Here is a 24501-nt window from a genome sequence, read left to right as displayed (position 1 = left end):
TCGGGACCGTCGCGCGCGCCGATGCAACACCGCAGCGCCCGGCCCACCGCCCTCACGCGATCCAGGGCCTGCGCTTGCCGATCTCGATGTGGACGGACTTGATCTGGGTGTATTCCTCGACCCCGTACTTGCCCGCCTCGCGGCCCCAGCCCGACTGCTTGAAGCCACCAAGCGGCAGTTCCGGCCCGCCCGCAAGCGTGCAGTTCACCCAGAACCGCCCCGCCTGAACGCGCCGCGTCACCACCAGCGCCTTGTCGATGTCCTTGGTCCAGACCGAGGCGGCCAGACCGTAGTCGGTATCATTGGCAATCGCGATGGCCTCGTCCAGCGTATCGAAGGGCAGGATCGTCAGCACCGGGCCGAAGATCTCGTCCCGCGCGATGACCATGTCGGGGGTCACGTCACCGAAGATCGTCGGCGCGATGTACTGCCCCTGCCCCATGTCCAGCGCACCGCCGCCGCAGATCAGCCGCGCGCCTTCTTCCTTGCCCTTCTCGATGTAGAACAGGATCGTGCGGTTCTGCGCCTCGGTCGTGATGGCGCCGATCTGCGTGGCCTCGTCCAGCGGATCGCCCACCACCGCCCGGGACAGCTTGTCGCGCACCATCTCGGCGAACCGGTCCGCCACCGAGCGTTCGACGATCAGCCGCGAGCCAGAGACGCAGCACTGCCCGGTGTTGAAGGCGATGCCGAAGGCCACGCCGTCCGCCGCGTCCTCCAGATCGGCGTCGGCAAAGACCACCTGCGGGTTCTTGCCGCCCAGTTCCAGCCCCAGCTTCTTGAAGTTGGACTTGCCCGCCGCCTCGACCACGCGGCGACCCACGGCGGTCGATCCGGTGAAGGATAACATGTCGATGCGCGGATGTTCGGCCATGGCCTGCCCGATGGTCGAGCCAGAGCCGGTCACCACGTTCATGCAGCCATCCGGCAGGCCCGCCTCGGTCAGGATCTGGGCCAGGATCAGCGAGGTGGCCGAGGTCATCTCTGACGGTTTCACCACGATGGTGCAGCCCGAGGCGAGGATATAGGGCACGCGTTCGCAGAGGATCAGGAAGGGGAAGTTCCACGGGGTGATGATGCCCACAACGCCCACCGGCTCGCGCGTCACCAGCCCCATCATCCCGTCGCCGAGGTTGTTGAAGCTGTCGCCGTGCAGGCTGCGCGCCAGACCGGAGGCGTATTCGTACATGTCGGCGCAGCCCAACACCTCGCCGCGCGCCTGCGCGATGGGCTTGCCGTTCTCCAGCGTCTCCCAATAGGCGATTTCCTCCGCGCGCGCGCGGATCAGCGCACCCGCCTTCAGCAGCACGGCGGCGCGTGCCTGCCCGCTCAGCCCCGACCAGCGCCGGTCGTCGAAGGCGCGGCGCGCGGCGTCGACGGCCATGTCGAGGTCACCCTCGGTGCATTTCGGGATGCGCGTCACGGGCACGTCATGGGCGGGCGAGTGGCGGGTGAAGACCGCTCGCTCTGCCGCCGGAACCCAGGCCCCGTCCACGTAAAAGCCGAAGTCGCGCGGCTCTGCGGGCAGCGACTGGCGGGTACTGATCTGGTCCATTGGATCTCCTTCCGGCCATGCGGGCCTTCATCGTTGCAGCGGGGGTCGCCCCCGCATCCGGCCACGCGGGCCTTGGCGTTTCTCTCAGGCCGCCGCGCCCCGGTCGGGCCACGCGGTCCGGGGCTTTGTCCGGGCGCTGCGCCCCTGTCAGACCGGGCGACCGGCGCCTCTCTGCTGTGCCCTGCGCCCCCGCGGACGGTCGGGCCATGCGCGCCCGACCGTCATGTCGCCCCCATCACGATCTGGGTCTTCAGGTCCATCGGCCTGTCGGCAAAGCTGTCGAAGGCGCTCTGGATGTCCTCCAGCGCATAGGTCGCGCCGGTGAAAGGCGCGGTGTCGATGCGGCCATGCACCAGCAGGGTCAGCGCGTCGTGCATATCCTCGCCCATGCCCGCGACCGACCCCTTGGCAGAGTTCTCGCGCAGGATGGTGTCGAGGATCGGCATGGGCAGCGCCTCTTCGGGGCCGGTCAGGCCGAAGAAGGCAAGGTGGCCGCCCTTGCGCATCAGCCGCTGCGCTTGGCTGTAGAGCGCGAGGTTGCCGACGCTTTCGATCACGATGTCGGTGCCGCGCCCATCGGTGGCCTGCATCACCGCCTCGGTCAGTTGCGCGGGGTCGGACACGCCGATGTCGGCCCCGCCCTTCACCGCCATCCGCACACGGTCCGCCGAAAGGTCCGTCACGATGATCGGCGCCGCGCCGATGGTGCGCATCAGCTGCACGTGCAGGTTGCCGATGGGCCCGGCGCCCATCACCAGCACCGACTGGCCGAACCGCACGCGCGCCTTGCGCGCCGCGCGCACCACGCAGGCCAGCGGCTCTGTCAGGGCGAGAACTTCGTCGGGGATGTGCTCCGGCGCCGGGATAACCAGCCGCGCGGGCACCACCATGTATTCGCAGAAGCCGCCGTCGGCATGGATGCCCATCTGTTTCATGTCCGGGCAGTTCAGGATCTCGTTGCGGCGGCACCAGTAGCAGCGCCCGCAACCGACATTGGTGTCCACCACCACCTTGCCGCCCAAGGTCAGCCCCTCGACGCCCTCGCCCAGCGCCTGTATGCGGCCCGTGAACTCGTGCCCCGGGATCATCGGCAGGCTTTCGGCGGCGTAGTGGCCGTGGAAGATGTGGATGTCGGTGCCGCAGATTCCGGTGCGGGTGATGCGGATCAGCACCTCTCCGCGCCCCGGCTTGGGGATCGGGCGCTCTTCGATCTCGAAACGGCCCGGTTTCACCAGAACGGCGGCTTTCATCATGGTCATGGTCTCCTCCCCTTTATTTGACGATGCGCAGTTTGCTGCGATCTATCGTGAGGGCAATGGCAAGGATGAGGATGATGCCGAAGACCATCTGCTGCATGGTGGCGTCGACCTCGAAATACAGCATCGAAGAGCGGATCACCGCGACGATCAGCGTGCCGATCAGCGTGTTCAGCACACCGCCCACGCCGCCGGTCAGGGGCGTGCCGCCGACCAGCACCGCCACGATGGCGGGCAGCAGGAAGCCGTTCGCCAGCGTCGGTGCGCCGCCCGACAGCTTGACCGAGAACAAGAGCCCCGCGATCGCCGCCAGCATCCCCGACAGCGCGAAGGCCATGACCTTGATGCGCGTCACGTTCAGGCCGGATGCGACGGCGGCCAGCTCGCCCGCCCCCACCGCCTTCAGCGCGCGGCCAAAGGTCGTGCGCTCTTGCAGGAAGAGCATGGCCAGCACCAGCACCGCGCCCACGAAGATCTCGTGCGGGATGCCCGCCGTATTGCCGACCATCCAGCCGAAGGAGGAGTCGCGCAGGGTCGCGTCCATATAGAGCGCGCGCTGCCCCGACAGGTACTGCGCATAGCTGTAGGCCACGCCGCCCACCGCCAGCGTCGAGACGAAGGAGGGCACGTAAAGCTTCGTCGTGATGAAGCCCGAGATGGCGCCGAAGGTCAGCCCGGCGAGGATACAGACCAGCGCCGCGCCGATCCCCAGCGAGGGCAGCGCGACGGTGGCGATCACCGTCGTCATGTTCGCCAGCGACTGCGCCGAAAGGTCGATGCCGCCGATGTAGATGGCGAAGGTCAGCCCCAGCGCCATGATGAAAAGCGGCATGATGTCGGCGACCATGTTCAGCAGGTTCACCGGCCGCAGGAAGTTCGCGTCCGCCACGCCCACGATCACCACCAGCGTCAGCAGGGTGATCCAAGGAAGATGCGGTTTCAGTCTTTCGATGCTCATGTCACCCTCAGGTCATGTGGTGGACGAGGTCGTAGAGGCTCGGCTTGTCGCCGGGGCGCCCGTGAAAGACCTGCTGTTGCACGCCGTCCTTCAGGACGAGCAGCGTATGGGACAGGCCGATGGCCTCTTCGAGCGTGTCAGCGACAAGGATGATCCCCGCACCCGCCGCGCTCATGTCGCGGACCATGTCGTAGACGTCTTCCTTGGCGCCGATATCCAGACCCCGCGTCGGGTGATCCAGCAGGATGATGTCCGACCCGGCAGAGCGCCACTTGGCCAGAACCACCTTCTGCTGGTTGCCCCCCGAAAGGCCCCCACAATCCTTGTAGATGTTGGGCGTCTTGATCTTCAGCTTCTTGACCCAGTCCTCGGCCAGCGCTTTTTCCTCGGAGAGGCGCAGCACGCCGCCGCCGGAATAGTTCTTCATCTGGCTGAGGGTCATGTTCTCGTAGACGTTCATGCCCGCCACGATGCCCTCGACCTTGCGCTCGCGGGGGACATAGCCCACCCCCGCCGCGACGCTGTCCTGCGCGCTGAAGCGGGTGGCGGGCTTGTCCTTGATCGTGACGGAGCCGCCGGTGGGCTTTTCCAGCCCGAAGACCGTGCGCAGGATCGCCTCGCGCCCGGAACCCTCCGTACCGACAAGGCACAGCACCTCACCACGCCGCAGTTCGAACGAGATATCCTCGAAGCGGTTCGCCACAGACACGCCGTCGAAGCGCACAAGCACCTCGTCGCCATGAGGCTTCTGCTTCTGCTCGCGGTAGTATTCCTTGTCGACGTCGCGCCCGACCATCTTGTGCTGGATGGCGTCGATCCGCGCGGTCTCGCGCGTGACCACGTCCACCACCTCGCCGTCCTTCATGACATAGACGCGGTCGGAAAGCTCCAGCACCTCGTCCATGCGGTGGCTGACGAAGATGAACGAGGCCCGCGTGGTCAACTCGCGCACGATGCCGAAGAGCAGCTCCACCTCTTCGCGGGCCAGAACCGAGGTCGGCTCGTCCAGAAGGATCACCAGATCGCCCTCGACGCGTTCTTCCAGCGTCAGCACCTTGGCCAGTTCGACCAGTTGCCGCTGCGCGAAGGACAGCTTGGCCGTCACCGTCGCGGGGTCGATGCTGAGCTTGACCTTGGCCAGCTGGGCACGCGCCGCCGCCGCCATGGCCTTCCAGTTCATCACGCCGAAACGCACGAATTGCTTCTCGAAGCCGAGGAAGATGTTCTCCATCACCGTCAGGTTGGTGATCAGCGACTGTTCCTGAAAGACCATGCCGATGCCGTGGTCCATGGCCTGACGCGGGTTCTGGAACCGCACCGCCTTGCCGTCCTTGGTGATGGTGCCGCCGTCCGCCTGATAGGCGCCGTAGATCACCTTCATCAGCGTGGACTTGCCGGCGCCGTTCTCGCCCACCAAACCCACGATCTCGCCGCGCCCGATGGTGAAGTCGACGGCCTTCAGCGCGCGCACGCCGGGGAACGTCTTGTCGACCTTGCTGAGTTGATACATGACCCCCTCCCCTATTTCACGAAGGCGACGGACTTGCGGTCGGTGCTCAGCACCACCGCGGCGATGACCATCGCGCCCAGCACGCCGTCCTGCACGTAGCCGGGCAGCCCGATCACCACCATGCCGTTGCCGATGACATTGACGATCAGCACGCCCACCAGCGTGTTCCAGACGCCGCCGATGCCGCCCCAGAGGGCCGTGCCGCCGACGACGACCGAGGTGATCGACATGAACATGAAGTTGTTGCCCGTCGCGGTTTCGGCGATGCCGATGCGGCCCACCGCCAGCAGCGCGCCGACCGCGTAGAACATCCCCGCCAGCGTAAAGCCCAGCACCCGCACGCGGCTGACGTTCAGGCCAGAGGCATGGGCCAGTTCCTCACCCCCGCCGACGGCGTAGAAGTTCCGCCCCAAGGCGGTGCGCGACTGGATGAACCACGCCAGCAGCAGGAACAGGCCCGCGACGTAGACCATCAGCGGAAAACCCAGCAGGCGTTCGGTCAGCAACCCGCGAAAGACCTCGTCCTCGACCCGCACGCGGTCGCCGCCGGTCAGCAGCAGGGCCAGCCCGGTGCCGACGAAGCCCATGGCCAGCGAGGCCATGAAGGAGGGGATCTTCAGCTTCACATGCACCAGCCCGTTGACCAGCCCGATGCAGGCGCCGACCAGCAAGGCCAGCGGCAGGGCCAGCCAGCCGAGGCCCAGCACCGTGCCGCCAAGGCCCAGGAAGGCATAGGCGAAGACCACCGCCGAGACGCTGACCGTGCCCTCCATCGACAGGTCGATGCTGCCCATGATGATGACGAAGGTCACGCCGATGGCCACCATCAGGGCGGGCGAAGCCGAGATCGCGATCCGGGCGAGGTTGCGCACCGTCAGAAAGCGCGGTTCGAGCACCGTGAAGAGGGCGATCAGCACCAACAGGACGATCAGCGGGGCCCATTTCAACAGGGCCTCGCGCGAGAGATTGCCGGACAAGGGGCACCTCCGGGGAAATGGGATCAGTCAGAAGGGGGGCGGCCCTGTGGACCGCCCCGGCCGGGCTTACTTGTACTGGATCTGGCCGCCCGTCGGGCCCCAGAAGTCGCTCCAGTCGTATTCCGGCGTGCTGTCGAGGTAGTTGGCCTTGAACTCGGCGGCGTCCTCGGGCGTGACCATGATGGTCGGGCCGTAGAACTCGCGGTGCTCCTGCGGCTCTTCCGAGGGTTTGAAGTCGCCGCGCGCCGCGTGATAGGCCAGCGCCGCCGTGATGCCGCCGCCCCAATGCGGGTTGGTGAAGACGGTGGCGAGGATCTTGCCTTCGGCCACGAGGCCCACGGCCTGCGGGTTGCCGTCATAGGACACGATGGGCATGTCCTCGATGCCCTCGGCGCGCAGCGCCTCGAGCACGCCATAGGCGATGGTGTCGTTGGCGCAATGCACGCCGGTGATCTCGTCGCCGAAGCGGGTCAGGAAGGCGCTCATGACCTGGTTGGCCTTCTGGGTGTCCCAGTCGGCGGGTTCCGCGGCCAGAAGCTCGACCTCGGGGTAATCCTTCAGCGCGTTCTTCAGGCCCTGAAGGCGCTCGATGGCCGGGTTGTTCGACGCGATGCCGCCAAGGTGGACGACGCCGCCCTTGCCGCCCATGGCCTCCAGCAGGATGCGCGCGGTCTCTTCCGCCGGACCCTCGTCGGACCATGTCATGTGGCTGACGTAGTGGTCACCGAAGTCCCAGGGGTGCAGGTCGTCGGTCTTGTTCCAGATGGTCGAGACATAGCCGCCCGCCTCGGAGACCGCCTCGACGATGGGGCGGCAGTTGGGCGCGTCGTTGGTGTCGATGGCCAGCGCCAGTTCGCCGCCGGTCTTGGCCAGCAGCGACTTCACGTCACCCAGCGACTTCTCGGACGAGCCCTCGTTGATCAGGTGGACCATCGCATCCCTGGGCTTGCCCAGGCTTTCGACGAAGGCCTCGCCGCCGGTGACGATCTCGTTCCAGTAGGGATTGGTGCGGTTACGATAGGACCAGGCGATGGTCGGGTCGTCATAGGTCGCCGCCATGACCGGCGAGGGGCCGAACATCCGCATCGCCGCGGCGCCGGACACGCCATAGGCCGAGGCCAGCAGGAAATTCCGGCGGCTCAGTTTCTCTTTCTCGATGAAGTCCTTGATGAACGTCGACAATGGATTTCCTCCCGTTGGTGCCTGGTCCGGAACTTTCGCGCGCCCCCTGCCCCACTCCTCTGCCGGACAGCCCCTGCACGCGGAAGATCGATATGATTCCGACCTTAACGCACTAACTGGTTACTTCATGAAATGCGCAGGCGTCAACAGGAAACGATAGGGCCAGCGGGGCGCGGCGCGCTCTGGTGACGGGTGGATGGGTTTTGACGATTCCGCCATGGCTGCTGTAAGAGCGTGCGGAACCACCGCCCGAAAGGCCCGACGACGATGGACCCGAAACCCGAGAAACGGCAGCGCGATGCCGAGGCGACGCAGGCGCGCATCCTTGCCGCCGCGAAGAAGGAATTCGCCCGCAACGGCCTTGGCGGTGCGCGCATCGACGAGATCGCCGAACGCGCCAAGGCCAACAAGCGGATGATCTACCACTACTTTGGCAACAAGGAGGATCTCTTCCGCATCGTGCTGGAAGAGGCCTATTTGGACATCCGCGCCGCCGAGAAGAAGCTGGACCTCGAACACCTGCCCGCCCGCGAGGCGATGGAGCGTTTCGTGCGCTTCACATGGGAGTACTACCTGAAGAACCCGGAATTCGTGACGCTGGTGAACTCGGAAAACCTGCACCGCGCGCGCCACCTGAAGAAGTCCGAGCGCGTCGGCCCGGCGCAGCGGCAGCTGGTGTCCATGGTCGAGGGCATCCTGAACCGGGGCGTGACCGAGGGCGTCTTCCGCCCGGGCATCGACCCGGTGCAACTGAACATCACCATCGCGGCGGTCAACTACTACTACCTGACCAACCGCTACACCGGCACGCTGCTGTTCGAACGCGACATGATGGCGAAAGAGGCGTTGGACGCCCGCATCGCCTTCAACATCGACACCATCCTGCGGATGATCTGCATCGAACCCTGAGACGGCGGGTGGCCAGGGTCACGGGGCGCCGCAATCCCGGGACAGAGCGCGCCGCGCCCTCTGTGCAAGACCCCCGCCATCAAGCCCCGGTGGTGTCCTCAGGGAACGGGACGCGCTGCGGGGGCACGTCGGAAGACAGGGGCGCGCCGGGACGCGCAACAGAACCGGCAGGCGGGCGCCGCCGGGTGGCACGGGCAGAGGCACCGCGGCGCATCACGGCAGCTTGGCGCGCGGCAGCGGCGTCAGGTCGCGGATCAGGTCCGCGCCCTTTTCACCGATCATGATACTGGGCGCGTTGGTATTGGACGAGTTGATCGCGGGCATGACCGAGGCATCGCAGACCCGCAGCGCCGCCAGGCCGTGCAGGCGCAGGTCGGGACCCACCACCGCATCCGGCCCGGTGCCCATGCGGCAGGTGCCCACCGGGTGGTGGTCGGTCTTGGCGACCTTGCAGGCATAGTCGAACAGCTCCGCCTCGGACCGCAGGTCCGGACCCGGCAGCACCTCCTTGCGCACGAAATCCCCCAGCGCCGGCTCTGACAGGATCTCGCGCGCCATGCGCAGGCCCTCCAGCGCCATATTCAGATCGTAGGGATCGGACCAGTAGTTCGGGTCGATCAGCGGCGCGGCGCCGGGATCGCCCGAGGCCAGACGCACCGTGCCGCGCGACCGCGGCCGCAGGAAAGCAGAGTTCAGCGTGACCCCGGCCCCGTCGATCTTGGCGATGCCGGTCTCGATCCCCGACCCCTGGCCAAAGTGGAACTGGATGTCCGGCGAGCGCGCCTCGGGGTCGGCGGTGGCAAAGGCGCCGGTCTCGAAGAGCGAGGCCGCCGCCGGGCCGCTCTTGAACAGCAGGTATTGCAGCCCGGCCCAGGCGCTCCGGTGCAGCCTGTCCCAACCGTCATAGCTGTAGGGGCCGGACAGCTCCGCGAGGGCACAAAGGTCGATGTGATCCTGAAGGTTCTCGCCCACCCCGGGCAGGTCGTGCACCACGTCCACGCCCACCGCGCGCAGGTGATCCGCCGGGCCGATGCCCGACAGCATCAGCAGGCGCGGAGAGCCGATGGCGCCGCTGGACACGATGACCTCGGCCTCCGCCCGCGCGGTCTCGACCCGGCCCTCGTGGCGGTAGGTGACGCCGGTGGCGCGGTCGGCCTCGACCTCGACGCGCAGGGCCTCTGCGCCGGTCAGCACGGTCAGGTTCGGACGCCGCATTGCCGGTTTCAGATAGGCCACGGCGGCAGAGGACCGCCGCGCGTCGCGCTGCGTCAGTTGATAGAAGCCCACCCCGTCCTGACAGGCACCGTTGAAGTCGGGGTTGTAGCGCAGGCCCCAGCCTTGCGCGGCGCGGATGAAGGCGTCGCAGACCGGCAGGGTCGCGCGCGGCATCGACACGCCCAATGGCCCGTCGATCCCGTGATAGGCGTCGTTGAAACGCTCGTTGCCCTCGGCCCGGCGGAAATAGGGCAGCACGTCGCGGTAGGCCCAGCCCGGGCAGCCGTGCTCGGCCTCCCATGCGTCGTAGTCCAGCGCATTGCCGCGCGTGTAGACCTGCGCGTTGATGGTCGAGCCGCCGCCGATCACCTTGGCCTGCGTGTACCACAGGCTGCGCCCCTGCATGTGGCGCTGCGGCACCGTCGACCAGCCCCAGCTGGCGATGCCCCTGGTCATCTTGGCGAAACCGGCGGGCCAGTGGAACAGCAGGTTGCGGTCGCGCCCCCCGGCCTCCAGCAGCAGCACCCGCGTTCCCGGGTCTTCCGTCAGCCGCGCCGCCAGCACGCAGCCGGCAGAGCCGCCGCCGGTCACGATATAGTCGTATGCCGCCATGCCCCCTCCCGAATAGTAACCAGACAGTTAATTCCGTGACAGCCGCCGCCCCATCTGTCAAGGATCGGCGGCGCCCCGCCCGGCCCGGACCCACCCATGAATACCCGACTTCCGAAACCGGGAGGTTTCGGGCAGAAAGGGCGCATGAAACAGACGCTCGCCCTTGTCCTATCGTGCCTCATGGCGCTGCCCGCGATGGCGGCAGAGCCCATGTCGGCCTCGGACTTCGAAAGCTATGTCACCGGCAAGACGCTGTATTACGGCGAAAGCGGCCAGCCCTACGGGGTCGAGGAATACCTGCCGGACCGTCAGGTGCGCTGGTCCTTCCTCGATGGCCAGTGCAAGGACGGCTTCTGGTACGAGAACGCCGGGCAGATCTGCTTTGTCTACGAGGACAACCCCGACCCGCAGTGCTGGAGCTTCTACCGCAACGGCGGCAGCCTGCGCGCGGTCTTCGAGAACGACCTGACCAGCACCACGCTTTACGAGGCGCAGCAGGACGACAAGCCCATGCTCTGCCACGGACCCGACGTCGGAGTCTGAGGTCAGGGCCTGAGGTCGGGGACCGGCGCAAAGGTCACCCGCCCCTGCCGCGCCCCGGCTGCACCACCGGGCGCGGCGCGATCCGCCCCGGGGCCGCCCAAACCCGGTCGAGACGGACCTTGGCCCGCAGCGCTACAGGGCGCAGAACCCCTGCCGGATATAGTCCGTCAGCGCGCCGACAACCTCGGCCTTGCCGTTGCCCACATACATGTTGATCTTCTGCGTCCCCAGATCCGGCAGAACGCCCCTGTCGATGTAGGCCAGGTAATCCGGCACATGCCCCTCCAGCCGCGCGGTCACGGCGAGATCGGCGCTGACGCTGGCGTCGATGGTCGTGTCGCTCTGCGAGTCGACCGCCATTTCCCATGCCACCCCCGCCCGGTCCAGCCGCGCCAGCGTGTCCTCGCGAAACCCGCAGTTGCGGCAGAAGGCGATGCGCAGCGGCGCGGTGTTCTTCCAGACCTGACCGCCCGGCGCCCCGATCCAGCGCAGCGGCACCTCTATCAGCGTTTCGCCGCCCGAATCGACCCCCGGCTCCGTGGTCAGGATCACGTCCACCTCGCCCCGCGCGAACTGGGTCTTCAGCACCCGCGTGAAGGAACTGACCAGCGAGACCTTCACCCGGGGATGTGTGCGTCCCATGCGCCGCAGCACGTCGGGAATGACCGGGTAGACGATGTCCGCGGGCACGCCCAGCACCACCTCACCCTCCCAGGCCTGGTCGGTGAGCCGGGTATAGACCTCGTCGTTCAGGTCGACGATCTTCTGCGCATAGGTCAGCAGCTGCGCCCCGGCGGGCGTCAAAGAGATGCCGCGCGCGGAACGGTCGAGCAGTTGCAGGCCCAGCATCTCTTCCAGCCGCTTCAGCTGCATCGAGACGGCGGATTGCGTCAGGTTCAGGAACCCGGCGGCCCGCGTGACCCCGCCAGCCTGCGCCACCGCAAGGAACGACCGCAGGACGGTGACGTCCAGATTCCTCATCCATCAAGCTCCATGATGACAAACCTCAAGAACATTCGTTTCCAGCATGATCCGGATTGCGACATAACCATCAGTAACGAAAATGGCAGAACAATCAATCATCACGATCCGTGAAGGAGCCCATCATGATCCGTGCTCTTGACATCCTTTTGGGGCGCACCCGCCCGGCGCGCCGCCCCTCCGGCCCCGACACCGCGCGCCCGCGCCGTGCGGAAACCCCCTCGCTGCGCGAGCCGAACCGGTTCGAGCGCGACAGCGCCGAACAGCTCTGGTCGGCCCCCGCGCACTGGCGGCTGTGACGGCCCCAACGGTTCCGCATCGATCAAGTTCCAATACTTGTGTGTTTTCGCACCGGAAAATCTTGAAAAACCCGTCCGCTTTGACAATATCAAGCGCAACAATTCCGCGCGCATCCGCGCGGGGTCCCGCCAAACGGAGGTTTTGATGGCACAATACGACACCATTCGGACGACAGGCGTCGCAGGCGCCCGCTCCGCACAGATCGATGAGGGCCTTCGCGCCCATATGAACAAGGTCTACGGCACCATGTCCGTGGGCACGTTCATCACCTTCCTCGCCGCATGGGCGATTGCCGGTCTCGCGGTCACTACCGATCCGACCGGTGCCTCTGCCATGATCCGCGAGGGCCAGTACCTGACCTCCTTCGGCGAGGCGATCTACATGTCGCCGCTGAAATGGGTGATCATGTTCGCCCCGCTGGCCTTTATCTTCTTCGGCTTCGGCGCCGCCATGAACCGCCTGTCCGCCGCCGGCGTACAGCTGCTGTTCTACACCTTCGCCGTGCTGATGGGCCTGTCGCTCAGCTCGATCTTCCTGGTCTTCACCGGCGTTTCGATCGTGCAGGTCTTCCTTGTGACCTCGATCGCCTTCGCGGGCCTGTCGCTCTGGGGCTACACCACCAAGAAGGACATCTCCGGCTGGGGATCGTTCCTGATCATGGGTGTGATCGGCCTGATCGTCGCGTCGATCGTGAACATCTTCCTCGCCTCCTCGGCGATGGGCTTCGCGATCTCGGTCCTGGGCGTTCTGATCTTCGCGGGCCTGACCGCCTACGACACGCAGAACATCAAGAACACCTACCTGCAGCACGCTGCGCATGGTGACAGCGAGTGGCTGGGCAAGGCCGCCATCATGGGCGCCCTGAGCCTCTACCTCGACTTCATCAACATGTTCATGTTCCTGCTGCAGCTCATGGGCAACCGCGAGTAACGCAGGCCACCGGCCGACACAGACCACAAGCCCCGCCGACCCCTGGTTCGGCGGGGCTTTTTCGTTTTGCGACCCACGCCCCAGACACCCCCGCCTTGGCCCCAGCGGTCGGGCAGTGCCTGCACAAGGCCGATCGGACAGCGCCTGATAAGGCTGAAGGGATCGCCCGCCCCTCCCCTGCAGGCACCCGCCACGCACCGCCAGGCCCTTCAGGCAGGGGCCAGCCCCTGCTTGTCGGACCAGCAGGATCTGAAGCCCCCCCCCGGACCGGCGGCCTATTCGCGCCCCCAAGACAGGCCCGCTGCAAATCCGTCTGGCGCCGGGAAAATCAACAAAATCCGCCCCATCGCAACGAACGGGGGTTGAGCGCACCGCCCCCGTCTGGTGCATAATTGCGCAACGGGACGCCTTGGGAGCAGGTCAGCCGGTTTCCGGTCTGACCCAACCCCGCATGCGCACCCGTCACAGGGAAACGCGCCATTCCGGTGGCACTTGCGAGGTAGAAACTGCCATGAGTCTAATCAGGATGATCCCAATCACGGTCATCGCCGCCTGCGCCACCGTGGCCGCTGTCCCGCTGCGGGCGGACACCGGCCAGACGATCCCCGAGGCGATGATCGAGGAAATGATATCGCTGAGCGGTACGATCACCTATCTCGAAGGCGATGCGCCGGGCCTGATCCTTGGCGCGATCAAGGGCGACACCGTGGTGGTCGAGGGCTTCGGGGAAACCGCACGGGGCAACGGCATCACGCCGGATGGCGACACGGTCTTCCGCATCGGCTCGATCACCAAGGTCTTCGCGGGCGAGATGCTGGCCCATGCGGTGGCCCGCGGCGAGGTTGCCTTCACCGATCCGGTCGCCCCGCTCTTGGCCGACCCGCTCGGCGCGGCGGCGGCCCAGCACCCGGACATCCGGCTGATCGACCTTGCGACGCATTCCGGCGGGCTGCCCCGCGAAGTCCCGCGCGCGGAAAGCCCCGACAGCGACCCCTTCCGGACCATCACCCCCGATGCCTTTGCCGACTGGCTTCAGGGCAATGCGCTGCAGTTCGCGCCGGGGCGCGGTTCGGCCTATTCGAACTTCGGCTTCGACCTGCTCTCTGCGGCGCTGTCGACCGCGGGGGGCGCCAGCTATCCCGACCTTCTGGCCGACAGGATCACCCGTCCGCTGGCACTGAACGACACCACCTTCACGCCGACCGCCGGGATGGCCGAGCGCCAGATGATCGGCCACGCGCCGGATGGCGAGGCGCTGCCGATTGTGCCGACCGGCGCGGTCATCACCGGATCCGGCGGCCTCTACAGCACGGCGAACGACCTGCTGCGCTGGATGCGCTGGCATCTGGATGAAACCGGCCCGGATGCGCAGGTGCGCCTGCTTGACCACGCGGTCTACCTGCCCCGCGACGGGCTGGAGACGGTGGTCTCGATGGACGAATCCGGGCGCATGGACGCCATGGGGCTGGGATGGGTGGCGATGAACGCAACAGCCGAAAGCCCCTTCTACCTGCAGAAATCCGGGGCCCTTCAGGGGCAGATGTCCTACATCGCCTTTGCCCCGCAATACGATGCCGCGGTGCTGATCACCATGAACCAGTACGACTTCGGCGCCGCCGCAGGGATGACCGAGGCGGCCAACGCGCTGCTGAGAACCCTCAGCGGCTACTGACACCCCGGCATATCGCTCCGGCGCCGTTGCAGGAATTGGGCAGCGGCGCCGGGCAGCGCGGCCAGCGCCCTCTGGCCTCTCCTCATCCAGCATCACGCTCCACAGCCGCGCGCCCGACCGACCGGCGGCGCGCGGGCGCAGGACGTCCCGCCCCCTGCGCGACGAGGGCCGCCCCACCATTGCAATGCCGCCAGAAGCCCCGCCGCCACCACCCGACGCGGCGGCTGGCCTTGGGCCCCCGGCCACGGCTGCGCAGGGCCGTTTCCGACCGGATCGCAGCGCGCGCCGCGCCCTGGCCCAGCCGCAAAAGCGCTGCCGGGACTTGCCCGGCGACGCTGCCGCCTTGCGCGGCACACGCGGATCCCATCCATGCCTTCGGCGCCTGAATGTGCCCCGCCGCCAGCCGACTCGGGAGGTGCGCGCGATCCGCACTCAAAGCAATAATGTTTTTATTCCGTACAATAAAGCGCAGGACAGAAAGACAGAAACTCACAGCTTAACCAACTATACTATTGTTTTTGCCTGATTATACACGAACTCACAACACCTCAGGCATCGTTGACAATCCAAACAACTGTATACTAACCTGCATCGGCGCGAGCGCGGACACAGGAGACCGCGCCGACCGCGACAACAGGGAGGAAGAGATGCACAGAGGATTGACCGGGCGCGGCTGGATGACAGGCGCCGCCCTTGGCGCGATGATCGCAGCCGGCGCCGTGGGCGCGCAGCAGCTGGGGGAGCCGGCCCCAGAAATGACCGTGGTCTACTACGCGTCCGACATGGGACCGGAGTTCGAACAATCGGCCCGGGCGCTGGCCGACGACTGGGCGAAGCTTGGCCTGGACCTGCAACTGGTCCCGGTTCAGTTCTCGACCTTCGTGTCGCAGTACATTGTCGGCGGGCAACTTGAAGACATGGCCGTCTTCTCTGTCGGGGCCGACCCCGACCGTGTCGATCCGACCTATTGGGTTTACGACGTCGCCGCCTGCGGGCTGCGCCGGAACGGTTCGAAATGGTGCGACGAAGGCTATAGCGAACGCGCCGCCAAGCAGCGCACCCTTGTCGACCGCGCAGAGCGCGTCGAGGCCGTCCATGCCCTGCAGGCCGAATTCACCGAGGCGATGCCCTTCTTCCCGGTGATCAACCGGATCTACGGCATCGTCTACAACTCCGACAAATGGGAAAACGTGACCAGCCCCGAGCCGGTCGCCGCCCATGAAGAGATGGTGAACCCCTGGCTCAAGGCCCGTCCGCTGACCGACGACCGCTGGCTCGACTGGGCCTATTTCGAGGATGTCAGCACCTACAACCCGCTGGTGGAAGAAAGCGCCGTGGGCTGGGTCCGCTTCATCTTCGACACCTTCGCCAAGAACAACTCGGAAGGCGAAACCGTGCCCTGGGCCGCGGCTGGCTGGACCTGGGTGGACGACACGACGCTCGAAGTCACCCTGCGCGACGGCATGACCTTCCATGACGGCGAGGCCGTGACGGCGGATGACGCGGTCTATACCATCAACACCGTCGTCGACCTCGCGCCGCCCGCCGTGTCCTCGCGGACCTCGAACATCACGAGCGCCGAGAAGATCGACGACCTGACCTTCCGCATCAACCTGAAGGCCCCGGACGCGGCCTTCGAGATCACCGTCCTGACCTACATGTTCATCCTGCCCGAACATATCTGGTCGGCCCACGACGGCGACCTGCTGGAATGGGACATCGTCGCCGACGACGCGGTGATCGGCTCTGGCCCCTTCCAGTTCCAGACATGGCGCCCGAACGAGGTGCACGAACTGGCGACCTACGCCGAGCACTGGGAAGCGCCCGAGTACGACGGTCTGCGCCGCCTTGCCCTTGGGCAGGCCGATGCCATCCGCTCTGCGATGCTGGACGGCACCGGCGATATCGCCACGACGGTTCTGCCGGTTGCGACGATGTCCGATCTGGCCGCGCAGAACGACAATCTCGAGTTCATCGAAGTGCCGTCCCACGCGACTCTCTACGTCTGGATGAACAACGAGAAAGCGCCCTTCGACGATCAGGCCTTCCGCCGCGCCGTGCGCATGGCCAGCGACAAGAACCGGGTCATGATCGAGGGCTGGCAGGGTTTCGCCATCCCCGCCTCGGAAGGGCCGGTCCCGCGTGCCCTCGGCCAGTGGTACAACGCCGAGATCGAGCCGGTCGCCTTCGATGTCGAGGCCGCGCGCGCCGTCCTGGAGGAAGCCGGTTACGGCTGGGACTCCTCGGGCAAGCTGCACCTGCCCGCCAACTGAGCCCTTTCGCTCAGGAGCGGCCCCCTGTCCGGGGGCCGCTCGTCTCTCCGCGTCCTCCGCAGCCCTAAAACGCGAGACCCCATGCGCTCTTATATCATACGCCGCCTTCTCCAATCCATCGTGGTCATCTTCGCCGTCACGACAATCATGTTCCTGATGTTCCGCATCGTCCCCTCTGACCCGACAGCGATGATGGTCGAGCGCGGGATGTCCGAGGAAGCGCGGCAGGCGCTGCTCGAACGCTGGGGCCTGACCGGGTCGCTCTGGGACCAGTACCTGCACTACATGGGCAACCTTCTGGTCGGCGATTTCGGCAACAGCTTCTTCTACCGCCAGCCGGTCTGGGACGTGATCCTGCCGCGCATCTACAACACCCTCTGGATCGCCGTTCCGGGGCTTTTGCTGGGCGCCTTCATCGGCGCCGGGCTGGGCATGATCGTCGGCTGGTCGCGCCGGGGCGGCACCGTCGAGCGGACCGGCATCCTGCTGGCCACGGTGATCCGCGGCACCCCCAGTTTCATCCTCGGGATCGTCCTGCTGGCGATCTTTTCCAGCTGGCTTGGCTGGCTGCCCGGCTTCGGCATGGGCGACACCAATGGCAAAGAGGGTCTGGCGCGGTTCCTGCAATGGGAATTCCTGATCCACCTGACGCTGCCGGTTCTGGCCGTCGTCATCTACTTCCTGCCGGAAAACCTGCTTCTCATGCGCTCGGGCGTGGTCGAGAACCGGCACGAGGATTACGTTGAACTGGTCCGCGCCAAGGGCGTCTCGAACGCCCGGGTCGCGTGGCACGCGGCGCGCAACTCGCTGCTGCCGCTGATCACATGGCTGTTCCCGGCGCTGGCCGAGACGATCGCCGGGATCGTGGTGATCGAGATCGTCTTCAGCTGGCCCGGCATCGGCCGCGAGCTGGTGCTTGCCGTGACCCGCCAGGACTATCCGCTGGCACAGGCTGCGTTCTTCCTGCTGGCCGTGATGATCGTTCTGGCCAACCTTGCCGCAGACCTGACCTACGGCAAACTCGACCCGCGCGTCGTCTACCGCTGAGGGCATAGAGCAATGACCGACATGACCGCAAATCCGAGGCGCCAGCGTTTCGCGTGGTTCCTTGACCCCTTCGCCGCCGTGGCGCGCGACCGGTTCGCCCTGGGCGGGCTGATCATCCTGGGCCTGTTCTTCGTGATCGCGCTCTTCGCGCCGATGATCGCCACCCATGACCCCTTCGCATCCGCGATGACCGAAAGCGGGCGGCTCAACCGCCTCGCCCGCCCCTCTGCCGAGCATCTTCTGGGCACGACCACCTTCGGCCACGACGTGTTTTCCCAGTTCATCCTGGGCTTCCGCGTGGCGCTGCTGGTGGGCCTGCTGGGCGCCTTCGCCGTCGGCGTGATCTCGACCCTGTTCGGGGTGATCTCGGGCTATTTCGGCGGATGGATCGACGACCTGCTGATGCGGATCACCGACATCGCCCTGTCGATCCCGACCCTGCCCTTCGCCATCGTGGCGGTCGGGCTGCTGGGGCCGAGCGTGAACAACATCATCCTCGTGATCGTCCTGCTGTTCTGGCGCAACGGCGCCCGGATCATCCGCGCCGCCGTTCTGACCGAACGCGAAAGGGTCTATGTCCGCTGGGCAAGGGCCGCCGGGGCCTCGCACCTGCATGTCATCGTCAAGCACATCCTGCCGAACGTGTTCCGGGTGGTCTTCCTGTGGGTCACCATGTCGGTCGCCTTCGCCGTGCTGACCGAGGCAAGCCTCAGCTTCATCGGCCTTGGCGATCCGTCGACAACCAGCTGGGGGCAGATGCTCAACACCGCCTTCGCCAGCGGCAACCTGCGCAGCGCCTGGTGGTGGGTCGTGCCGCCCTCGCTGGCGCTGGTGACGCTGATCTCGGCGCTCTACCTCGTGGGACGCGCTTTCGAGGAATACAACAACCCACGGCTGAGGGCGAAGCGATGAGCACGATGCAGGAGACCGATTTCGACCGCAGGCTGAACGGCAAGGCGCCCGTGGAACTGTCGGTGCGCGATCTTCGGGTGGCCTACAGCACCCTGCGCGGCCCCTTCCACGCCATCGACGGTGTGACCTTCGATGTCAAACCCGGCTCTGTCCTGGGTCTGGTGGGCGAATCCGGCTGCGGCAAAAGCACCGTCGTGAAAGCGCTGATGCGCCTGCTGCCGGAAGACGCGGAGGTCACGGGCGAGGTTCTGCTGGACGGGCGCAACCTCTTGACCCTGTCGCAGGCCGACCTGCGCGACGTGCGCTGGAACAAGCTGGCGCTGGTGACCCAGAGCGCGATGAACTCGCTGGACCCGGTGCTGTGCATCGGCGACCAGATCGTGGAATCGATCCGTGCCCACGAGAAGGTCAGCCGGGACGTGGCATGGAAACGGGCAGAGACGCTCTTCGACCTCGTCGGCCTGCCCGCGGCGCGGCTGCGGGAATATCCGCACCAGTTCTCGGGCGGGATGCGCCAGCGGGCGGTGATCGCCATGGCGCTCAGTCTGAACGCCGGGCTGCTGTTGGCGGACGAGCCGACCACGGCCCTTGATCCGATCATGCAGGACCAGATCATGGCGCGGCTGCGCCGGGTCCAGGAGATGCTGAACCGGTCGATGATCCTCGTGACCCACGACATTGGCCTTGTGGCCGAGAACTGCGACACCGTGGCGGTGATGTACGCGGGCAAGGTGGTCGAGACCGGGCCGGTCGAAGAGGTACTCGTGACGCCCGAGCACCCCTATACCATCGGACTTTACAACGCCTTTCCGCGCATTCTGGGCGAGACGGAAGAGCGGCCGCCGCTGATTTCCATCGCTGGCGGGCTGCCCAACCTGCTGAAGCCGCCGAAGGACTGCCGGTTCAGGGACCGCTGCCCCTTCGCCACCGAGATCTGCGGCCATGAGGAACCGCCGCTGGCGGAAACCGCGCCGGGCCGCCGGGCGGCCTGCCACCACGCCGGGCGCGCGGCGGAGTTCAGAACGCTGGCCACCCGGCCCGAAACATGGACAGCCGCTGCAGGAGGGTCCCAATGAGAAATCACCAGCTGGGCGAAACCGTGATCGAAGCGGTCGGCCTGAAAACGCACTTCAAACTGGGCGGCGGCATCATTGCCGCCCTCTCGGGTCAGCCTGCCAAGACGGCGAAGGCCCTGGACGGGGTGGATATCGAAATCCGCTCCGGCGAGGTTCTGGGCCTTGTCGGGGAAAGCGGCTGCGGCAAGTCCACCCTCGGCATGACACTGGTGCGCATGCACGAGCCGACCGCAGGCGACGTGAAGTTCAAGGGCGCCTCGATCACGCAGATCCGTGGCTCTGAGCTCAAGACCTTCCGCGCGGGCGCGCAGATCATCTTTCAGGATCCCTACAGCTCGCTCAACCCGCGGCTGACCATCGGCGAGATCGTCAGCGAACCGCTGCACATCCACCGTCAGGGAACCCCGGACGAGCAGCGCGCCAAGGTGCGCGAGGCCCTGTCCCACGTGCGCCTGCCCCCCGAAGAGTTCGAGCACCGCTATCCGGCCGACCTGTCCGGCGGCCAGCGGCAGCGGGTCGCCATCGCGCGGGCGCTGGTGCTCGACCCCGACTTCATCGTCTGCGACGAACCCGTCTCGATGCTGGACGTCTCGGTTCAGGCGGGCGTCCTGCGCATCCTCGACGAGCTGTCCCGGGATCTGGGGCTGGCGGTGCTTTATATCTCGCACGATATCGCGACCGTCGGATACATCTGCGACAGGATCGCGGTCATGTATCTGGGCCGCGTCGTCGAGCAGGGGCCGGTGCGCGAGGTCATGCGCCGCCCGCAGCACCCCTATACGCAGAACCTGATCCGCGCGATTCCCAATTCCGACCCGCTGGTGCGGCGGGAACGGGTGGTGCTGGAAGGCGACGTGCCGACGCCCATCGACACCCTGCCCGGCTGCCGGTTTGCCTCGCGCTGCCGCCATGTGGAACCGGTCTGCCGCGAACAGGAACCCGACCTGCTAGCCGCCGGGGACAAGTCTCTGGCCCGCTGCCACCTTTACGGCGTGCTGGCAGGCAAGCCCGGGGCAGAGCCCGCACCCGCGGCAACACCCGGAGAGGCCTCATGAGCAGCGCGCGGCAGGAGGCCTACGAGGGCATCCGGAACCTCATCATTTCCGGCGAGATCGTCGCCGGAGACCCGATGCCCGAAGAGATGCTGGCCGAACGGCTGAACACCAGCCGCACCCCGGTGCGCGACGCCCTGCACCAGCTGGAAACCGAGGGCGTGGTCATGCGCCACCCCAACCGCCGGGCCTATCTGGCGGACGTCAACCCGATGACCGTGGTCCAGATCTTCGAGGTGCGCGCCCGGCTGGAGCCCTTGGCGGCCCGGCTGGCGGCAAGCCACGTCGACCCGGGGTTTGTCGAGGATCTGCAGCAGCTCATCGACAAGATGACCGCCGTGTCGCAGCCGGACACCATCGACCGGCGCCTCTATCGCCAGTTCAACGAGGTCTTCCACTGGCGGATCCTGCAGCAGTCGAACAGCAGCGCGGTGGCCACGGCGGTGCGGCAGGTCGCGCGGCACCGCATCACCAGCCCGACCTTCCAGGACTGGACGGTGGAGGAACTGGAGCGCAGCCAGAACCACCACCGCGAATTGCTGGACGCCTTCCTTGTCGGCGACGCGGACTGGGCCGATGCCGTGATGACCACCCATCTTCTGGCCGCGAAATCCATCTATACCCGCGCAACGCTTGGGACGGAGAACAAGCCGTGACCGGCTCGCGGAGGCTGACAACGGAGGCACGCGGCCTGTGATGGTCCTGCATGGCTATTGGCGCTCGTCCGCGTCCTATCGCGTCCGCATCGCGCTGGCCCTCAAAGGGGTGGATTACGACGCCCGCAGCTGGGATCTGCGCCACGGCGCGCAGTTCGGCGCCGAATTCATGGCGCTGAACCCCCTGTCCAGCGTGCCCGTGCTGCAAACCGATCAGGGCCCCCTGACCCAGTCCATGGCCATCATGGAATGGCTGGAGACGGAAGTGCCGGACCCCACCCTGCTCTCTGCCGACGCGATGACCGCCGCCCGCATCCGGGCCGCCGCACAGATCATCGCCTCGGACGTGCACCCGCTGAACAACCTCGCGGTGCTGAAGCGGCTGCGCGGCATGGGCCATGACGAGGCCGATCTGCGCGACTGGATGCAGCACTGGATGGGCCGCGGGCTGGCCGCCTTCCAGGCCATGCTGCCGGACAGCGGCGATTTCTGCTTTGGCGACAGGCCCTCGCTGGCCGACATCTGCCTGATCCCGCAGCTTTACAACGCGCGCCGGTGGGCGCTGGACCTCGCGCCGCTGCAGCGGCTCGTGGCCATCGAAACGGCCTGTCTGGCCCATCCCGCCTTCCGCGCCGCACACCCCGACAACCAGACCGATGCCTTTGAGGAGACACCGACATGACCGACCTGATCCGCTCTTGGGTAGAGAGCGCAAATGCCGAGACGGCTGAATTCCCGCTCAACAACCTGCCCTACGGCGTGTTCGCGCGCGACGGCAAGCCGGGCCGCTGCTGTACCGCGATCGGCACCCATGTGCTGGACCTCCACGGTCTGGAAGAGGCCGGTGTCCTCGATTTCGGCGGCACCCTCCGGTCCGGCGACTGGTCGGCCTTCATGGCCCTCGGCAAACCGGAATGGGACCGGCTGCGCGGCTGGCTTCTGACCGCGCTGGCAGAGGGCGCCGGGGCGGAAAGCACCCTGTCGCCGCATCTGCAGGCGCTGTCCGACGTGCAGCTTCTGATGCCCTTCACGGTCACGGAATTCACCGATTTCTACGCATCCCGGCATCACGCCTCCAACGTGGGCCGGGTCCTGCGGGGTACCAATGGCGAGGTGCCGCCGAACTGGCTGCACATCCCCATCGGCTACAACGGCCGTGCCTCTTCCGTCGCTGTCTCGGGCACCGATGTGCGGCGGCCCATGGGCCAGCTGAAGGCCAAGGACGAGACCATGCCGCGTTTCGGCCCCTCTGAACAGTTCGACTTCGAGCTGGAATTCGGGGCCATCGTCGGCCAGCCCTCGGGCGGCATGATCGACGTGGCAACCGCCTTCGACAACATCTTCGGCTATGTGCTTCTGAACGACTGGTCGGCGCGCGACATTCAGGCCTGGGAATTCCAGCCGCTCGGCCCGTTCCAGTCCAAGGCCGCCGCGACCACGATCAGCCCCTGGATCGTCACCGCCGCCGCGCTGGAGCCATTCCGCTGCGCCGCCGCAGAGCGCGAAGTGCCGCTGCTCGACTACCTTCAGGAAAACGGCCCGATGCTCTACGACGTGGAACTGGAGGTGGCGCTGGCGCCGCCCTCCGGCGAAGAGACCGTCGTCACCCGGTCGAACTACAAGCACATGTATTACTCCGCCGCCCAGCAGCTGACCCATCACACCACCTCGGGCTGCCCGATGCGGGTCGGCGACCTGCTTGGGTCGGGCACCATCTCGGGGCCGGAAAAGCTGTCGCGGGGCTGCATGATCGAGCTGACCTGGAACGGCCAGGAGCCGGTACAGCTGTCGTCGGGGGAGACCCGCGCCTATATCGAGGACGGCGATACGGTCACGATACGCGGCCATGCGCAGGGCAACGGCTTCCGGGTCGGTTTCGGCGCCTGTTCCAACCGGGTTGTGCCCAGCCGGGGCTGACGCCGCCCGGCCTGCCGCGCCACAGGCGCGCGGATCAAGACACGGCAGGGGCGCGCCCGCCCCTGCCCGCCTACCGCCGCGCCCGGGCGCGCAGGATGTCGCAGAACTCCAGCGCCGCCGGTTCCAGCGGCTCCTTGCGGCGGGTCACAAGACCGAAGCCCGACAGCCGGATCTCGGGGCGGATGTCCAAAACCGTGAACAGGCCCGCCCGCAGATGCGCCAGCACCACCGCCTGCGGCAGCAGCGCGACGGCATCGGATTCCTGCACGAGGTTGAGGATCAGCAGGATCGACGAGCATTCTATCGTTTCGCGCGGTCGGCGCAGGCCCGCGCGGTCGAAGGCCGCGTCCAGCGCCTGCCGCGACGGGTTGCTGACCGGTTGCAGGACCCAGGCGCAGTCCTGAAGATCCTCCAGCCGATGCGCGCCGGTGGCCTGCCTGTGACCGGCACGGGCCACGACCACCAGCCGCTCTTCGGCCAGCGGTTCGAAGGCGAAAACCGTCCGGTGCCGCTCGGCGCTGAAGCGTCCCACCGCCAGGTCCAGCCGCCCGGCCTCCAGTTCCGACAGGATGCCGTCGCTGGTTTCCCCGTGCAGCGCCACGGACAGCTGCGGGCGGCGGCCCTTGATCTCGGCCACCGCGCGGGCAACCAGATCGGGCGCCGCGCCGGTGATCGCACCGACCGCCAGCGTGCCGTAGCCCCCGGCGCGCCGGGCCGAGAACTCTTCGGAAAACCGTTGCAGGCGGGACAGCTGCGCCCGCGCATTGTCGACCGCGAACTGGCCCAGCGGGGTCAGGATCATGCCCCGCGGACCGCGTTCGAACAATGTCGCCTGAAAGACGTCCTCGACATCGCGCAGCATCTTCGATGCCGTGGACTGCGTCATGTTCAGCGCGTCCGCCGCGCTGTGCGTGGTGCCGTGATCCGCCAGGGCGACGATCAGCGACAGGTGCCGTACCTTGAGGCTG

The 24501-nt window shown here is 66.8% G+C and carries 22 protein-coding genes; 13 read left to right on the top strand and 9 right to left on the bottom strand.

All coding sequences use genetic code 11. The features are described 5' to 3' along the window. Positions 1–52 precede the first annotated feature (52 nt). The 6 genes from ACN5KJ_RS00865 to ACN5KJ_RS00840 all read right to left on the bottom strand — a co-directional run bounded on the left by ACN5KJ_RS00865 (position 53) and on the right by ACN5KJ_RS00840 (position 7438). A complete protein-coding gene (locus ACN5KJ_RS00865; protein ID WP_418591627.1) occupies positions 53–1555 on the bottom strand; it encodes an aldehyde dehydrogenase family protein in 1503 nt (500 codons plus the stop codon). Between the two features lie 221 nt (positions 1556–1776). Further along, positions 1777–2814: a zinc-dependent alcohol dehydrogenase gene (locus ACN5KJ_RS00860; protein WP_418591625.1), complete on the bottom strand. Its 1038-nt coding sequence runs from the start codon at positions 2812–2814 to the stop codon at positions 1777–1779. A 13-nt stretch (positions 2815–2827) separates the two neighbouring features. After that, complete coding sequence (locus ACN5KJ_RS00855; protein WP_418591623.1) at positions 2828–3769, bottom strand: ABC transporter permease; 942 nt, start codon at positions 3767–3769, stop codon at positions 2828–2830. A gap of 7 nt (positions 3770–3776) precedes the next feature. Further along, positions 3777–5279, bottom strand: a complete 1503-nt coding sequence (locus ACN5KJ_RS00850; protein WP_418591621.1) for a sugar ABC transporter ATP-binding protein — start codon at positions 5277–5279, stop codon at positions 3777–3779. Between the two features lie 11 nt (positions 5280–5290). After that, positions 5291–6256, bottom strand: a complete 966-nt coding sequence (locus tag ACN5KJ_RS00845) for an ABC transporter permease (protein ID WP_418591619.1) — start codon at positions 6254–6256, stop codon at positions 5291–5293. A 66-nt stretch (positions 6257–6322) separates the two neighbouring features. Then, positions 6323–7438, bottom strand: coding sequence for a sugar ABC transporter substrate-binding protein (locus ACN5KJ_RS00840; protein ID WP_418591617.1), 1116 nt, complete (start codon positions 7436–7438; stop codon positions 6323–6325). Between the two features lie 267 nt (positions 7439–7705). On the opposite strand from ACN5KJ_RS00840, the gene ACN5KJ_RS00835 reads away from it, so the two are divergent. Next, complete coding sequence (locus tag ACN5KJ_RS00835) at positions 7706–8347, top strand: TetR/AcrR family transcriptional regulator (protein ID WP_206566586.1); 642 nt, start codon at positions 7706–7708, stop codon at positions 8345–8347. A gap of 213 nt (positions 8348–8560) precedes the next feature. Here ACN5KJ_RS00835 and ACN5KJ_RS00830 read toward each other — a convergent pair whose 3' ends face one another. Continuing rightward, the gene (locus ACN5KJ_RS00830; RefSeq protein ID WP_418591614.1) at positions 8561–10174 is read right to left on the bottom strand and encodes a GMC family oxidoreductase; all 1614 of its coding nucleotides are present in this window, start codon (positions 10172–10174) and stop codon (positions 8561–8563) included. 144 nt (positions 10175–10318) lie between these two features. On the opposite strand from ACN5KJ_RS00830, the gene ACN5KJ_RS00825 reads away from it, so the two are divergent. After that, positions 10319–10717: a hypothetical protein gene (locus ACN5KJ_RS00825; protein ID WP_347167154.1), complete on the top strand. Its 399-nt coding sequence runs from the start codon at positions 10319–10321 to the stop codon at positions 10715–10717. Positions 10718–10849: 132 nt separating this feature from the next. On the opposite strand, the gene ACN5KJ_RS00820 is transcribed toward ACN5KJ_RS00825, so the two are convergent. Then, positions 10850–11698: a LysR family transcriptional regulator gene (locus ACN5KJ_RS00820; protein ID WP_347167153.1), complete on the bottom strand. Its 849-nt coding sequence runs from the start codon at positions 11696–11698 to the stop codon at positions 10850–10852. 125 nt (positions 11699–11823) lie between these two features. On the opposite strand from ACN5KJ_RS00820, the gene ACN5KJ_RS00815 reads away from it, so the two are divergent. From ACN5KJ_RS00815 to fahA, 11 genes are all read left to right on the top strand, one after another. Continuing rightward, the gene (locus ACN5KJ_RS00815) at positions 11824–11997 is read left to right on the top strand and encodes a hypothetical protein (protein ID WP_347167152.1); all 174 of its coding nucleotides are present in this window, start codon (positions 11824–11826) and stop codon (positions 11995–11997) included. Between the two features lie 145 nt (positions 11998–12142). Next, on the top strand, positions 12143–12928 hold the full coding sequence (locus tag ACN5KJ_RS00810) for a Bax inhibitor-1/YccA family protein (protein WP_347167151.1): 786 nt from the start codon (positions 12143–12145) through the stop codon (positions 12926–12928). Between the two features lie 511 nt (positions 12929–13439). Then, positions 13440–14600 carry a D-alanyl-D-alanine-carboxypeptidase/endopeptidase AmpH gene (gene ampH, locus ACN5KJ_RS00805; protein WP_418591612.1) on the top strand — a complete coding sequence of 387 codons (1161 nt, stop codon included), beginning with the start codon at positions 13440–13442 and terminating at the stop codon, positions 14598–14600. A 647-nt stretch (positions 14601–15247) separates the two neighbouring features. Next, positions 15248–16873, top strand: coding sequence for an ABC transporter substrate-binding protein (locus tag ACN5KJ_RS00800; protein WP_418591610.1), 1626 nt, complete (start codon positions 15248–15250; stop codon positions 16871–16873). A gap of 81 nt (positions 16874–16954) precedes the next feature. Beyond that, on the top strand, positions 16955–17920 hold the full coding sequence (locus tag ACN5KJ_RS00795) for an ABC transporter permease (RefSeq protein ID WP_418591608.1): 966 nt from the start codon (positions 16955–16957) through the stop codon (positions 17918–17920). Positions 17921–17932: 12 nt separating this feature from the next. Then, the gene (locus ACN5KJ_RS00790) at positions 17933–18832 is read left to right on the top strand and encodes an ABC transporter permease (protein ID WP_418591606.1); all 900 of its coding nucleotides are present in this window, start codon (positions 17933–17935) and stop codon (positions 18830–18832) included. Beyond that, entirely contained in the window at positions 18829–19908 is a 1080-nt protein-coding gene (locus tag ACN5KJ_RS00785; RefSeq protein WP_418591604.1) for an ABC transporter ATP-binding protein, read from the top strand. Before ACN5KJ_RS00790 ends, ACN5KJ_RS00785 begins: the two co-directional genes overlap by 4 nt. After that, positions 19905–20963 (top strand): ABC transporter ATP-binding protein, encoded by a 1059-nt coding sequence (locus ACN5KJ_RS00780; protein WP_418591602.1) that lies wholly within the window; start codon positions 19905–19907, stop codon positions 20961–20963. Before ACN5KJ_RS00785 ends, ACN5KJ_RS00780 begins: the two co-directional genes overlap by 4 nt. Then, positions 20960–21616: a GntR family transcriptional regulator gene (locus ACN5KJ_RS00775; protein ID WP_347167145.1), complete on the top strand. Its 657-nt coding sequence runs from the start codon at positions 20960–20962 to the stop codon at positions 21614–21616. Before ACN5KJ_RS00780 ends, ACN5KJ_RS00775 begins: the two co-directional genes overlap by 4 nt. A 40-nt stretch (positions 21617–21656) precedes the next feature. Beyond that, positions 21657–22298 (top strand): maleylacetoacetate isomerase, encoded by a 642-nt coding sequence (gene maiA / locus ACN5KJ_RS00770; RefSeq protein ID WP_418592218.1) that lies wholly within the window; start codon positions 21657–21659, stop codon positions 22296–22298. After that, entirely contained in the window at positions 22295–23533 is a 1239-nt protein-coding gene (gene fahA / locus ACN5KJ_RS00765) for a fumarylacetoacetase (RefSeq protein ID WP_418591600.1), read from the top strand. Before maiA ends, fahA begins: the two co-directional genes overlap by 4 nt. Positions 23534–23603: 70 nt before the next feature. On the opposite strand, the gene ACN5KJ_RS00760 is transcribed toward fahA, so the two are convergent. Beyond that, on the bottom strand, positions 23604–24464 hold the full coding sequence (locus ACN5KJ_RS00760; RefSeq protein ID WP_418592217.1) for a LysR family transcriptional regulator: 861 nt from the start codon (positions 24462–24464) through the stop codon (positions 23604–23606). Positions 24465–24501 lie beyond the last annotated feature (37 nt).

Source organism: Ponticoccus sp. (in: a-proteobacteria) (assembly GCF_048381735.1).
This window is presented reverse-complemented; position numbering and strand designations above follow the sequence as displayed.